The following is a 12,255-nucleotide window of genomic DNA, read 5'->3' on the forward strand; positions in this document are numbered from 1 at the left end:
AACAGTGCGCAATAAATACTCAAAAGGGTTGGTACCGCCTCTAAATCTCAGTGTAGAAGAAAGGACTTTAAGTGAAAAAAAGGCCGTTCAAACCCGTGACAACCACCATAGCCCGAGCCATGCTGGCTATTCTGCTGCTATCGGTGATGACCACCAGCTTTGCCCTGGTGACTCTGGCCTCCAGCCTCAACGATGCCGAAGCCATCAATGTTTCCGGCTCGATGCGAATGCAAAGCTATCGTCTGGCCTATGACATCCGTACCGATTCCGAACAAGTTGCCACGCATATCGCTCAATTCGAACAGTCGCTCTTCTCCCCCTCAATGGCGGCGCTGGAACACTGGACCGTACCGTCTGATATCCGGCTTCACTACTACAACCTGATCGGTCGGTGGGAGAACCTGCAACCCCTGATTGAAAACGGACAATCGCAGCAATTTCTTGACGAAGTCGCAACTTTTGTCGACAGGATCGACCGCTTTGTTTTTGAGTTGCAGGAATTCTCAGTCATTAAACTCCAAGTGCTTGCTATCACAGGAGGGATCGGCCTCAGCCTGATCCTGATCATCGTCCTGTTCACCATCCACTTTACTCAACGTAAAGTCGTGTCACCGCTCAACCAACTGGTTTCCGCCAGCAAACAGATCCAAAACGGCGTGTTTGATATCGAATTGAATGTCAAAAGTAATAATGAACTCGGCACACTGGCAAGTACTTTCTCTCAAATGGCTACTGAGCTAGGCAAGCTGTACCGGGGACTGGAAAAGAGTGTAGATGAAAAAACGCGCCGCCTACGCCATGCCAATGAGTCACTCGAAGTCCTCTATCACTGCTCACAGGAACTGTCAGTCAGTCGCCTGTCATCGAAAAATTTCGCCGCGATGCTCGACACCATGGTAAACATTGAAGGCCTGACTGCAGCCAAGCTGATCATTGAAGAAAGCAGCGGCGGCAATACCGAAATCACTGCCGGACAACCTGCAGATCAGCAGTGGCAATATCAGGATTTAGAGCTGGATAACCAGGTTCTCGGCCAGCTATGGTGGCAATACACCCTGCCATGCCCGGACAAAAACCTGATCGACAATATAGCCCGAACCCTGTCACGGGGGATCTACTACAACCGAGCACAAAAACAGGCAGAGCAGTTATTGCTGATGGATGAACGCGCCACCATTGCCCGAGAGCTGCATGACTCATTAGCCCAGTCGCTCTCTTACCTGAAAATTCAGATGACCCTGCTCAAACGTCAACTTGGCAAGAGTGAAATTGATAACTCCATGCAGATCATCACGGATATCGACAGTGGGCTGTCCGGCGCTTATACCCAGCTGAGGGAGCTGCTCAGCACCTTCCGCCTGACCATCAAAGAAGCCAACTTCGGTGAAGCCCTGGTTGAGATGCTCAAGCCGCTGGAAGAACAGAGTGATGCTTTGCTGATTATCGATAACCATTTGTCATCATTAAATTTAGATGCCCATCATCAGGTTCATCTGCTACAACTGATCAGAGAAGCAGTTTTAAATTCGATCAAACATGCCGAGGCCGATGAAATCATCATTGCCTGTCACCAAAGCGGCGATCAGGTCAACATCGCAATCAGTGATGACGGTCGGGGTTTTGACCCGACGAGTGAAAAACTGAACCACTACGGCCTGGCGATCATGACTGAGCGGGCATCGCGCCTCAACGGCGAGCTAAAAATTAATACAAAGCAAGGTTCAGGCTGCGAAGTCGCCCTGAGCTTTTCCCTTGAACCTTAAGGATAACAATATGACGTGTTGGAAAATTATGATTGTGGATGACCACCCGCTGATGCGACGGGGGATCAACCAGCTACTCAGTTTTGAACCTGATTTTGAAATTGTTGCCGAAGCCAGCAATGGCGCAGATGCCGTTACTCTTGCGACAGAAAAAGATCCCGATCTGATCTTACTCGACCTCAATATGAAAGGGATGTCAGGGCTTGATACCCTTAATGCGATGAGAGCTGAAGATATTCAGTCAAGAATCGTTGTTCTGACTGTCTCTGACAGCCGCTCAGATATCAAAGCACTGATCAACGCCGGTGCCGATGGTTACCTGTTGAAAGATACCGAACCGGATCAGTTAATCGAATTGCTGAAGCAAGCTTTGCGGGGCGATAAAGCCTATAGTGATTTGGTGCGCGAATATCTGGAAGATGCCTCAGAGCAAGACTCTCTGCTCAATACCCTGACCGAGCGGGAAATGCAGATCCTGAAAGAAGTTGCCAAAGGCTATCGCAACAAACAAATTGCCGACTCACTGTTTATCTCTGAATCTACAGTTAAAGTGCACATGAAGAGCCTGCTGAAAAAGCTGCAGGTAAAATCACGCACGGCGGCAACCGTCCTTTACCTGGAATCATTGGGGCAATAATGCAGAAACGAACCTTCACCCTCTTTTGTCTTTTACTTCTTAGCGGGTGTGAAACCACACGGCTTCAACCACAAAGTGAAGATGTCCGGCTACGCTGGGACAGTGCAAAACAATTTAAAACCTGTGAAGAAAAAGGGGTAGTGACGGGTTCGGAAGGCAGCTGGTACTCATTCTGGTTCATCAGCAATGAGGATTTGACGGAAGGGGCAATTAACAACCTGAAGAACAAAGCTTCTGAGCGCGGGGCAAATACTGTCAACCTGTACAGCCCGCAATCATTCAGCACATCGGTAACATTAATGGGCAATGCCTACCATTGCCCATAATTACTGGTAACCCATCGCTTCTCTGATACACAAGACAAAGCCGTGAATCGACTTCATTAACTTGATACAGAAGAAACAATATCCTCTTCGCGGGACTGTACCCACTCCAAATCAAACGGTCCCCAGTCACTTAGCTGGTAATAACCATCATTATGGCGCTTGCCGTCCTGGATAAATGACAGCTCAATTCCAAAACCAGGAAGGGCTTTTAATACATCCTGAATAGTACGGCGCGGCCAACCCGTTAATTCGATAAGCTTCGGAACGTTCGGACGTTCCACTTTTTCAACAAGCAATGCGAGATAAAGACGACGGGCAAAAACCGGATTCAATTCCATTGAGACCTCCAAAATTTGAGGCTTCATTATTCCGCTTCTACCAATATTGATGTTGAGTTTGATCAAGATGCGGAAGGATTTATGGGCTACTTGAATATAAATAAGTGATTCATGTCTCACTTTTATTAAGCAACAAGCATCATTTCCAAAGCAACAGAAAACTAGCAAACTCTATATTATCAACGACTTGAAGAAGTACAAAAAACCAGCAACGCGAGTTTTGAGTCACTTATTACGCAAAAACACGAGCTGAAACACTACACATACAAGGCGAAAAATAAATCAACTTTATTGCATAACCATATAGTAATTCTGTCTCTTTCATACCCTAAAGTAGCCCATTTACCATCATCACTAACCAGCCACAACTACCTGACCACTTGCCGGATAATCCGTTCTACACTAAATACCAGATTCGATTTGATAAGGTACAACCTATGACATCGGCATTCTGGTGCATCATCATTTCATTTCTGATCAACTATCTGCTGGCCGCTATCGGCGGGTGGCTGACGGTTCGCCAGACCGGGCGATTTGATATCAACCAGCCCCGCATCCAGGAAAGAGAGCTAACCGGTGCCGCTGCCAGAGTTAAAGCCGCACAAGCTAATGGCTGGGAAGTAACACCCGTCTTCGCCTGCTGTGTTTTTATCGCTCATTTCGCCGATGTACCGCCAGAACAGTCAGCCCTGCCCGCCTACCTTTTTGTTATCTCAAGAGTGCTCTACATGGTGTGCTATGCCTGTAAACTGAGCCCCTGGCGAACCATTGTCTTTGCCGTCGGCCTTGTGGCCTGCGCCTGGCTGATCCGAATGGCTGTCATTTCAACACCCTGATGCCACTACCAGTCTTTCATTTCTGTCGTGAAGCCTTTGTTACCATTGCTAAGCCCCTGCATTCTCGTTATAAAGAAAGTCTAATTCGATAACAAAAAGTAAGTCAGTAAACTATGAGCACAATTGCCTACGGTATTAAAAACTGCGATACCATCAAGAAAATGAAAAAATGGCTGGAAGCGGAAAGCATTGAATACCGCTTCCACGACTACCGTGTTGACGGCTTGGATCAGGCGATGCTAGAAGGCTTTGAGTCTGAGCTTGGCTGGGAAGCCATGGTCAACAAACGCGGTACCACTTACCGTCAACTGAGTGACGAACAGAAAGACAGCCTGAACCGCGAGACAGCAATCGCTCTGATGCTGGAATACCCGGCGATGATCAAGCGCCCGCTGCTGGTTCATAACGGCACCTATCACTTGGGCTTCAAGCCAGCCCAATACCAAGAAATTTTCCACTCGTAAGGATACAGGATGTCAGACAGCCCGGTAATCGCCCTGGCGAAAGACTTTATCAGCCGCATCTCGGTAACTCCGGAGGACGCAGGCTGCCAGGACGTAATGATTCAGCGTCTTGAGAAACTCGGCTTCACCATTGAACCGATGATCTTTGAAGATACTACCAACCTTTGGGCCCGCCGTGGCACCGAAGCTCCATTGTTTGTTTTTGCCGGACACACGGATGTTGTCCCGGCCGGGCCATCTGATCTCTGGCACACCCCACCGTTTGAACCGACCATCATCGACGGTTACCTGCACGGTCGTGGGACAGCAGATATGAAGGGCTCCCTTGCATGCTTCATTGTGGCGATCGAACGTTTTCTGGAAGCCAACCCGGATCACAAGGGCTCGATTGCTTTGCTGATCACCTCTGATGAAGAAGGACCATTTATCAATGGTACAACCCGGGTTATTGATACTCTGGAAGCACGAAACGAAAAAATCGATATGTGCATTGTCGGTGAACCTTCCAGTACTCACTTCGTCGGTGATGTAGTGAAAAACGGCCGCCGCGGCTCTATTACCGGCGATGTTACAATCAAAGGCGTTCAGGGCCACGTCGCTTACCCACACTTGGCCGACAACCCAGTTCACCGGGCTATGCCAGCACTGGCTGAACTGGCGGCAACGACATGGGACAACGGCAATGCGTATTTCCCCCCGACCAGTTTCCAGATAGCTAACCTGTCTGCCGGCACTGGTGCCTCTAATGTCATTCCGGGAGAATTCCAGGTTCAGTTTAACTTCCGTTTCAGCACCGAGCTGACTGCTGATGACATTAAACGCAAGGTTCATTCGACTCTTGATGCCCACGGTCTGGATTACGAGATGCAGTGGACCCTGAGCGGTCATCCGTTCCTGACAGACCACGGTAAATTACTGGCAGCAACAGTCGAGGCTATCGAGGAAGTAAACCACCAGAAACCAGAACTACTGACCACCGGCGGTACTTCAGACGGACGCTTTATCGCCCGCACAGGTGCAGAGGTGATTGAACTGGGCCCGGTGAATGCCACCATCCATAAAGTCAATGAGTGCGTGAAGGTCGCGGATCTCGAAAAACTCACCGACATGTACCAGAAGGTATTAGAAAAAACACTTAAATGACCGACTTAACCTCCGCCCGGCACATGACTGCCGGGCAGCTTACCGGACAAGAAGACACCCACCTTGTCCCCCACCAGCAACACCTGCTGCACAAATCGATGCAGCCGGCTTTTGTCGACCTACAGCAAGCTGCCGCTAACGCGGGCTTTGAGCTTCGCCTTGCCAGTGCGTTTCGCCCTTTCGATCGCCAATTGCTGATTTGGAACAGCAAGTTCAACGGCACCCGGCCACTGCTGGACAGTCACAGCCAGCCGCTGGATGCCAGCCAATTATCGGATCTGGAAAAAATCCACGCCATCCTGCGCTGGTCAGCCCTGCCCGGCGCCAGCCGCCACCACTGGGGAACGGATGTTGATATCTACGCTGCGAACTGTCTGCCAGAGGGAGTCAAACTTCGACTTGAACCCTGGGAGTACGAAACCGGCGGCCACCAGGCCGAATTCAGCGCCTGGCTAAACGAACACATGACCCAGTTCGGCTTCTACCTGCCTTACGCCGAAGATCGCGGCGGTGTTGCTGTCGAACCCTGGCATATCAGCTATTACCCGCTCAGTAAGCATTTGCTCCAGCAGTTAACGCCAGAGATGCTTTACCACACACTAAATGCATGTGAAATAGCAGGAAAGTCGCAGATCCTGGCAAACCTTGATAATCTTTATAGTAAATACATCGGGAATATCTGCGAGGTCTGAATGGAATGGCTACTTAACCCATGGGTTATCAGTATCATTATTGTCAGCGTGGTTGTCAGCAACATTGCAGCCTTGAAGTACACCGCGCATATGAAGTTCGGCTACAAAGATAAAATCAAGTACCTGCAGGAAAAGTACGACCGCGAACAACTGCAAAAAGAAGCCGAAGAGAAAGAGAAGAAGTAGGTTCGAGGTTCGAGGTTCGAGGTTCGAGGTTCGAGGTTCGAGGTTCGAGGTTCGAGGTTCGAGGTTCGAGGTTCGAACAAGCTAAAGGCTTGCCTTGCTGAATTTCAACAAAAAACGGAAGCTGTAGGCTTCCGTTTTTTATTCATGCCATCAAACGCTAACTTAAAGCGGAGCTATGCCACCTAAGATAAACACTCTAGAACAAAGAACAAGCGCGGAGTTTACGAACGTAAATGATCACTTGTGATGGCGTTATAGAGTGTTTGACGACAGAGGCATCGTTACGCGCGGGATAGGTAATTTGCAACCCCCACCCACTTATAACTTGTCAACTCTTCCAGTCCCATCGGGCCACGGGCATGAAGCTTCTGAGTTGAAACCGCCACTTCCGCTCCCAGGCCAAACTGAGCACCGTCGGTAAAACGGGTTGATGCATTTACGTAGACCGCGGCTGAACCGGCTGCATTCACGAAGCGCTCCGCTGACTGAAGATCGTTCGTCAAGATAGCATCGGAGTGGCTGGCGTTGTGCTTGCGCATGTGGGCAATGGCCTCATCCACATCCTTCACCACTTTCACACCCAGCGTGAAGCTCAGCCACTCTGTGTCGTAGTCACCGTCTGCTACCGGACGCAGCTCTGCGGCTTTACCTTCAAGCGCCCCGTAAGCTGCTTCATCGGCAGCGAAAGTTACATTGCTTTTGTTCAGGCGCTCTGCAAGACGAGGCAGGAAGGCTTCGGCTACATCTTCGTTCACCAACAAGGTATCAAGGGCATTACACGCTGACGGACGCTGAACTTTTGAGTTTTCAACCACATCCAACGCACGGGACAGATCAGCCGTCTTGTCGACATACACATGGCTGATACCGAAACCACCGATGATCACCGGAATCGTGCTGTTTTCTTTGCACATCTTATGCAGGCCTGCACCACCACGCGGGATGATCATATCTACATATTGATCCAGTTTGAGCAGTTGAGAAACCAACTCACGATCAGGCTTTTCAATATACTGAACTGATGCTGCCGGCAGACCAGCTTTTTCAAGCGCCACCTGAATAACTTTCACCAACTCCATGTTGGAGTGGAAGGTTTCGCGGCCACCACGAAGGATACTGGCATTACCCGTTTTCAGGCACAGTGCTGCAATATCAATGGTCACATTCGGGCGCGCTTCATAAATCACCCCGATAACGCCCAGCGGTACACGACGGCGACTAAGGCGCATGCCATTTTCCAACACTCGTGTATCCAGCTCCGCACCGACCGGATCATTCAAGCTGATCACATTGCGGACATCATTAGCAATTCCGGCAAGGCGGTCTTCATTCAGCAGCAAGCGATCAATCAGGGCATCTGTCATACCGGCTTCCCTGGCTGCTTCAATATCTTTGGCGTTCGCCGCCAGAATCAACTCGCGATTCGCTTCCAGTTCATCCGCGATAATCGCCAGCGCTTTATTCTTTTGTGCCGTCGCTGCAGTAGCCAATTCAAAAGCAGCCTGCTGAGCTGCCTTACCCATCACTTCAAGATTCACAATACTTCCCCTTTATGTCCGTATATTTATTTTAAATCAGATGACAACCAGATCATCACGGTGTACTGCGACCGGTCCGTATTCATAACCCAGGATCTGGTAAATATCCTGGCTGTGTTTTCCGGCAATTTTCGCCATATCTTTACTTGAATAACGACAGATACCACGCGCTAGCAATGTTCCTTTCGCGCTATATAGACGAATGACCTCACCACGCTCAAAATCGCCTTTAACTTCGGAGATCCCTTTCGCCAGCAAGCTACTGCCCCGCTGTTGAACAGCAAGTACAGCACCATCATCAATCACAATATCCCCGGCAGGTGGTGGCCCGGCCAAGATCCAGCGTTTACGACTTTCCAGTGGTGATTCAAGCGGAAGGAAACGGGTGCCTACTGCCGTACCTTTAACCAGATCATTAATTACATCCGGTCGGCTGCCTGCGGCAATCACCACCTCAATACCGGCACGACGGGCAACATCGGCAGCCTGCAGTTTGGTCGCCATACCGCCGGTGCCCAAACCGCCGACACTACCGCCAGCCAGTTTGTGCAGGGTTTCATCAATGGTATGAACTTCGCGGATCAATTCAGCATCGGGGTTGTTACGCGGATCTGCTGTAAACAGGCCCGGCTGATCGGTCAGCAACAGCAATTTATCAGCACTGACCAAAATGCCTACCAGCGCAGATAGGTTATCGTTATCACCAACTTTGATTTCCGTTGTCGCAACCGCATCATTCTCGTTCACAACCGGAATGATTCCGTTATCCAGCAGCGCTAGAACCATATCGCGGGCATTGAGAAAACGCTCGCGGTCATTCAAATCGGCACGGGTCAGCAACATCTGGCCGACATGCAAACCATAAATTCCGAACAGGTGTTCCCATTCCTGGATCAGGCGGCTCTGGCCTACTGCGGCAAGCAGCTGTTTGCTGGCCATGGTTTTGGGCAGCTCGGGGTAACCTAAATGCTCGCGGCCCGCTGCAATTGCACCGGATGTGACGATGATGACTTTATGGCCCTGACGGCGCAGCGATGCGCACTGACGAACCAGTTCCACCATATGTGCACGATCCAGCTTCAACGTTCCGCCGGTTAACACGCTGGTCCCCAGCTTAATGACGATCGTCTGCGGAGACTGGTGTGGATATCCAACCGTTTGGGCGCCATCCTGTTGAGAAATGTGCGTCCCAGCGTCCTGCGTTATAGCATTTGAGTTATTTGTATCTGCCATTGGGATAAAACAATTGTGATGAATAAATTTAGGTGCAATTGTTTTATCAATCCCCTTGGTAGATCACAAGAAAAATGCGCTATAAAAGCGCATTATTCTTTCAATTCCAAGCTTGAGACAAATCAGGCAACACTACCAAGCTCTGCTTCCTCAAGCTCACCGGACGGTGTCAGCTCCAGATTAAACTCCCCCTGAAGCAAGCCAGTCAGCTTGGGGTAAAAGTCATCCAAAGTCTGTAACACTGCCTGCTCATGTTTGGCTGGCACACTTTCCCGAACCCATTCGCCTTTGTTGTCAAAGCGGCCAAAGTAGTAGCAGTATTCAAATCCGGTACCGGTTGTTGTCATCACCAGCCACCAGCCCCAGAACTCCCTTTCTTCCGGTGCTTTCTTGGCACTGATACAACTGGCGAGGCAATCAAAGAAGTAACGACCGTCCGAAGAATGCTGTTGACGCAGGTAAGGCCCCAGCGCCGTTAGCTTAGTGATCAGGCGTCCATGTGGCGGAAACGTCGTGTTTGTCGTCATAGCGTATCTCCATCCATAGTCAATAACACAATCACAGCAAGACAATAAGTGATGATGCCGTACCCGTCGTTTCCCGAGCCTATTCTCGAAGCAGCGGGCAGGTCATTGTTGTTATTCCATTTAAGCGACAAAGCCAAACAATAGCAACATTTTCTTTACATTCACAAAAGCCAGATCACCTTTATCAGGCCAGCTTTTCTTTTAGCCAGTCAACGACAACAAGCAACGCCCGGTGGTAACCATCGTACAGCGGTTTCTCCGCTATGGTCACCGCTTTACCGCCATAGCTCGACATCGCGATCAATTGGTTATCCATTTCGGTACAGACAGGATCGTTTTTCAGACCAATACCCAGCATAGGAACATCCACCTTACGTCGTGCCAACAGTCCCTGCTGTTTTAGCGACCATGCCGACAAATGTGATGTCAGGCTCGCCTGTGATACCCCGTTCTTACCCATTCGGGAAGCAAGCATATCGAGGTACATACGAGGCATCGCATTCAATCGTTTGGAATCGGTAAGGATACTGTGGATCACGCCGCCAAGGCTGACACACGTCTTAAGTCGCCCCGGCTCCAGGAAACCAAGTCGAATCGCAGCATTACCGCCAAAGCGGAAGCCAAGCATAGCGACCCGGGTATGATCGACCCAAGGCACTTCTTTGATCTGCTGGAGCAATGCCTGGTGCAAGCGGCTGGTGTCTTCTGTCAGAGCCCAGGCTGAACTATGGCCGACTGAAGGCATATCCAATGTCACCATGGCAAAACCGGCCGGAGCCAGGTAGTCATGATACAAACGCCACATGTCAGACTGCAAAGCATCCAGGCCACCACTAACGATAACGGTCGGCAACAACTTGTCTGTGCGGTGCATATGAATAAAGGCCTGAAAGGTTTTACCTTCATATTTCACGTCGATGGTGCGCATCTTGTGCGGCATGTAAGAAATGGCTTCCCGGTATGTCTGGTTAGCCTGCAGTTCTGCCTGTCCGGCAAGGGTATCACCTTTCAGGTGCGGATAAGCTCCGACACTGTAGTACATACTGGCAGTCAGCAGCATTTCCGCGGCTTTTTCTGATTCACCGGCATTCACCAAATCTCGGGCTGTTTTCTGGTACATCGCCCCGGCTTGGCTCCACTCATAAACCCAGTTACCCGGCTTATAACCAATTACCGTATCAAGCAAATCATCACTGGTTCTTGGAGCCTCTGAATTCGCCATGCGGGATAAGATCGCTTCTTGTTCAATCGGATCGATTCCCTGCCACGCCCATTGCGGACGCCTTAGCATCCGGTACCAGCCTTTCTCACTATCGCCATCGATCGCGTTATGAATCGGTTTAGCATTAGCATGGGCTAGTTTGACCAGGCTGGAAGTTTCTTTTGATGTTTGGCGCGGCGCAAACAGCTTTTCAGATAAATTGGTTTTGGATGGTTCTGACACGGTACGCTCCATTTTCAAGTCTATCTATAACGTATTGCCCCTGAGAATGAACCTACTGAATAAGAGATATCAGCATTAGAAGACAGAAGCCATGTACGTAAAGATATTTATAGCAAAAGTATACCATCCAACAGTAGGTTGCAGTGTGCGCATCGAAACAAAAACACGTCGCAAATCTTAATCTGGCAACAGCTGGTAGCAGGAATAATCCCACTGATTTCTTATCCTAAGCTATGCTGATACTACTGTTAGTATTTTATACGGTGATGATTGTATGAAAAAAATACTCGGTATATGTAGTTTAATGTTGTTTTCAGGCTCAGTCTTCGCTTTTGGTAGCGGAGGGGTATTAGGAGGAAATCCCGGCGAAGCTTCCGGCGCAGTAAACGCTAAAATCGCAGTCTGCCTGAATGCTTCCGGAGAGCAAATCCCTGGGTCTTACCAAACCAAACTCAACAGGCAATGTGAACTGACCGGTCGGGACATGATCGATCTTATCAACTACAACAACTTTTACCGTAACAAACCTAATGGTGAATCTCTGTCTGATATTCGTGCTAAGCGCAACAGTTAGACAGGTAACAGACGAGCATAAAAAAGGAGCCGGATGGCTCCTTTTTTAATCAGCATGTTAAATACTAATCAGTATCAGCGCTTATCGCTTCGCGATTGGATCAACAAAAGTTACAGCCATATCCCATGGCTGCTCGATCCACGTATCCTGAGCGATATCAACAACGTAATCATCTACCAAGTGCTTACCAGCTGGTTTTGCACATACAGTAACGAACTTCGCTTTAGGATACATAGCACGGATCATTTCAGCAGTGCCACCGGTATCAACCAGGTCATCAACAACCAGGAAGCCTTCACCGTCACCTTCAGCCTGCTTCAGTACTTTCATGTCACGCTGGTGATCATGGTCGTAGCTTGAGATGCAAACCGTATCAACATAGCGAATACCAAGCTCACGAGCCAGGATTGCAGAAGGAACCAGACCACCGCGGCTAACAGCAATGATGCCTTTCCATTGCTCAGCCGGAAGCAGTTTCTCTGCCAGCTGGCGAGTGTACATTTGCATGTTGTCCCAAGTGATGACGAATTTATTACTCATATCCGATGAACCTC

At 49.5% G+C, this 12,255-nt stretch carries 15 protein-coding genes; 9 read left to right on the top strand and 6 right to left on the bottom strand.

Going from position 1 to position 12,255, the window contains the following annotated elements; genetic code table 11:
• Positions 1-71 precede the first annotated feature (71 nt).
• Genes narQ through AACQ93_RS13200 form a run of 3 tightly spaced genes read left to right on the top strand, consistent with a single transcriptional unit; the run spans position 72 to position 2,726 of the window.
• Positions 72-1,763 carry a nitrate/nitrite two-component system sensor histidine kinase NarQ gene (gene narQ, locus AACQ93_RS13190; protein ID WP_064605520.1) on the top strand — a complete coding sequence of 564 codons (1,692 nt, stop codon included), beginning with the start codon at positions 72-74 and terminating at the stop codon, positions 1,761-1,763.
• Positions 1,764-1,773: 10 nt separating this feature from the next.
• Positions 1,774-2,400: a response regulator gene (locus tag AACQ93_RS13195; RefSeq protein ID WP_036800170.1), complete on the top strand. Its 627-nt coding sequence runs from the start codon at positions 1,774-1,776 to the stop codon at positions 2,398-2,400.
• On the top strand, positions 2,400-2,726 hold the full coding sequence (locus tag AACQ93_RS13200) for a DUF4156 domain-containing protein (RefSeq protein WP_064605522.1): 327 nt from the start codon (positions 2,400-2,402) through the stop codon (positions 2,724-2,726). The genes AACQ93_RS13195 and AACQ93_RS13200 overlap by 1 nt, the downstream gene beginning before the upstream one ends.
• Before the next feature lie 56 nt (positions 2,727-2,782).
• Here the strand turns inward: AACQ93_RS13200 and AACQ93_RS13205 are convergent, their stop codons facing one another.
• Positions 2,783-3,064 (bottom strand): winged helix-turn-helix domain-containing protein, encoded by a 282-nt coding sequence (locus AACQ93_RS13205; protein WP_007466552.1) that lies wholly within the window; start codon positions 3,062-3,064, stop codon positions 2,783-2,785.
• 437 nt (positions 3,065-3,501) lie between these two features.
• Between AACQ93_RS13205 and AACQ93_RS13210 the strand changes: the two genes are divergently transcribed.
• The 5 genes from AACQ93_RS13210 to AACQ93_RS13230 all read left to right on the top strand — a co-directional run bounded on the left by AACQ93_RS13210 (position 3,502) and on the right by AACQ93_RS13230 (position 6,385).
• Entirely contained in the window at positions 3,502-3,900 is a 399-nt protein-coding gene (locus AACQ93_RS13210) for an MAPEG family protein (protein WP_064605524.1), read from the top strand.
• 113 nt (positions 3,901-4,013) lie between these two features.
• A complete protein-coding gene (locus AACQ93_RS13215) occupies positions 4,014-4,364 on the top strand; it encodes an ArsC family reductase (RefSeq protein ID WP_064605526.1) in 351 nt (116 codons plus the stop codon).
• A gap of 9 nt (positions 4,365-4,373) precedes the next feature.
• Complete coding sequence (dapE, locus tag AACQ93_RS13220; RefSeq protein WP_064605528.1) at positions 4,374-5,507, top strand: succinyl-diaminopimelate desuccinylase; 1,134 nt, start codon at positions 4,374-4,376, stop codon at positions 5,505-5,507.
• A gap of 23 nt (positions 5,508-5,530) precedes the next feature.
• Positions 5,531-6,199 carry a M15 family metallopeptidase gene (locus tag AACQ93_RS13225; RefSeq protein WP_064606713.1) on the top strand — a complete coding sequence of 223 codons (669 nt, stop codon included), beginning with the start codon at positions 5,531-5,533 and terminating at the stop codon, positions 6,197-6,199.
• Positions 6,200-6,385 carry a DUF2897 family protein gene (locus AACQ93_RS13230; RefSeq protein WP_064605530.1) on the top strand — a complete coding sequence of 62 codons (186 nt, stop codon included), beginning with the start codon at positions 6,200-6,202 and terminating at the stop codon, positions 6,383-6,385.
• 281 nt (positions 6,386-6,666) lie between these two features.
• Here the strand turns inward: AACQ93_RS13230 and AACQ93_RS13235 are convergent, their stop codons facing one another.
• From AACQ93_RS13235 to frsA, 4 genes are all read right to left on the bottom strand, one after another.
• Positions 6,667-7,908 carry a glutamate-5-semialdehyde dehydrogenase gene (locus AACQ93_RS13235; protein WP_369808744.1) on the bottom strand — a complete coding sequence of 414 codons (1,242 nt, stop codon included), beginning with the start codon at positions 7,906-7,908 and terminating at the stop codon, positions 6,667-6,669.
• A gap of 51 nt (positions 7,909-7,959) precedes the next feature.
• Positions 7,960-9,156, bottom strand: a complete 1,197-nt coding sequence (gene proB, locus AACQ93_RS13240) for a glutamate 5-kinase (protein WP_232323315.1) — start codon at positions 9,154-9,156, stop codon at positions 7,960-7,962.
• 122 nt (positions 9,157-9,278) lie between these two features.
• Positions 9,279-9,683, bottom strand: coding sequence for a sigma factor-binding protein Crl (crl, locus tag AACQ93_RS13245; RefSeq protein WP_064605534.1), 405 nt, complete (start codon positions 9,681-9,683; stop codon positions 9,279-9,281).
• Between the two features lie 184 nt (positions 9,684-9,867).
• Entirely contained in the window at positions 9,868-11,127 is a 1,260-nt protein-coding gene (frsA, locus tag AACQ93_RS13250; protein WP_084419244.1) for an esterase FrsA, read from the bottom strand.
• A gap of 274 nt (positions 11,128-11,401) precedes the next feature.
• Here frsA and AACQ93_RS13255 point away from each other — a divergent pair, with 274 nt between their 5' ends.
• Positions 11,402-11,701 carry a hypothetical protein gene (locus tag AACQ93_RS13255; RefSeq protein WP_064605542.1) on the top strand — a complete coding sequence of 100 codons (300 nt, stop codon included), beginning with the start codon at positions 11,402-11,404 and terminating at the stop codon, positions 11,699-11,701.
• Between the two features lie 81 nt (positions 11,702-11,782).
• Here the strand turns inward: AACQ93_RS13255 and gpt are convergent, their stop codons facing one another.
• Complete coding sequence (gene gpt, locus AACQ93_RS13260; protein ID WP_007466568.1) at positions 11,783-12,241, bottom strand: xanthine phosphoribosyltransferase; 459 nt, start codon at positions 12,239-12,241, stop codon at positions 11,783-11,785.
• Positions 12,242-12,255 lie beyond the last annotated feature (14 nt).

Source organism: Photobacterium sp. J15 (assembly GCF_963870815.1).
GTDB lineage: Bacteria > Pseudomonadota > Gammaproteobacteria > Enterobacterales > Vibrionaceae > Photobacterium > Photobacterium marinum.

Coding starts and splice junctions, on each gene's coding strand:
- gpt (WP_007466568.1), bottom strand. CDS start 12,241: ATGAGTAATAAATTCGTCATCACTTGGGACAACATGCAAATGTACACT.
- AACQ93_RS13205 (WP_007466552.1), bottom strand. CDS start 3,064: ATGGAATTGAATCCGGTTTTTGCCCGTCGTCTTTATCTCGCATTGCTT.
- AACQ93_RS13200 (WP_064605522.1), top strand. CDS start 2,400: ATGCAGAAACGAACCTTCACCCTCTTTTGTCTTTTACTTCTTAGCGGG.
- AACQ93_RS13195 (WP_036800170.1), top strand. CDS start 1,774: ATGACGTGTTGGAAAATTATGATTGTGGATGACCACCCGCTGATGCGA.
- AACQ93_RS13235 (WP_369808744.1), bottom strand. CDS start 7,908: ATGGGTAAGGCAGCTCAGCAGGCTGCTTTTGAATTGGCTACTGCAGCG.
- AACQ93_RS13230 (WP_064605530.1), top strand. CDS start 6,200: ATGGAATGGCTACTTAACCCATGGGTTATCAGTATCATTATTGTCAGC.
- proB (WP_232323315.1), bottom strand. CDS start 9,156: ATGGCAGATACAAATAACTCAAATGCTATAACGCAGGACGCTGGGACG.
- AACQ93_RS13215 (WP_064605526.1), top strand. CDS start 4,014: ATGAGCACAATTGCCTACGGTATTAAAAACTGCGATACCATCAAGAAA.
- AACQ93_RS13255 (WP_064605542.1), top strand. CDS start 11,402: ATGAAAAAAATACTCGGTATATGTAGTTTAATGTTGTTTTCAGGCTCA.
- AACQ93_RS13225 (WP_064606713.1), top strand. CDS start 5,531: ATGACTGCCGGGCAGCTTACCGGACAAGAAGACACCCACCTTGTCCCC.
- crl (WP_064605534.1), bottom strand. CDS start 9,683: ATGACGACAAACACGACGTTTCCGCCACATGGACGCCTGATCACTAAG.
- dapE (WP_064605528.1), top strand. CDS start 4,374: ATGTCAGACAGCCCGGTAATCGCCCTGGCGAAAGACTTTATCAGCCGC.
- AACQ93_RS13210 (WP_064605524.1), top strand. CDS start 3,502: ATGACATCGGCATTCTGGTGCATCATCATTTCATTTCTGATCAACTAT.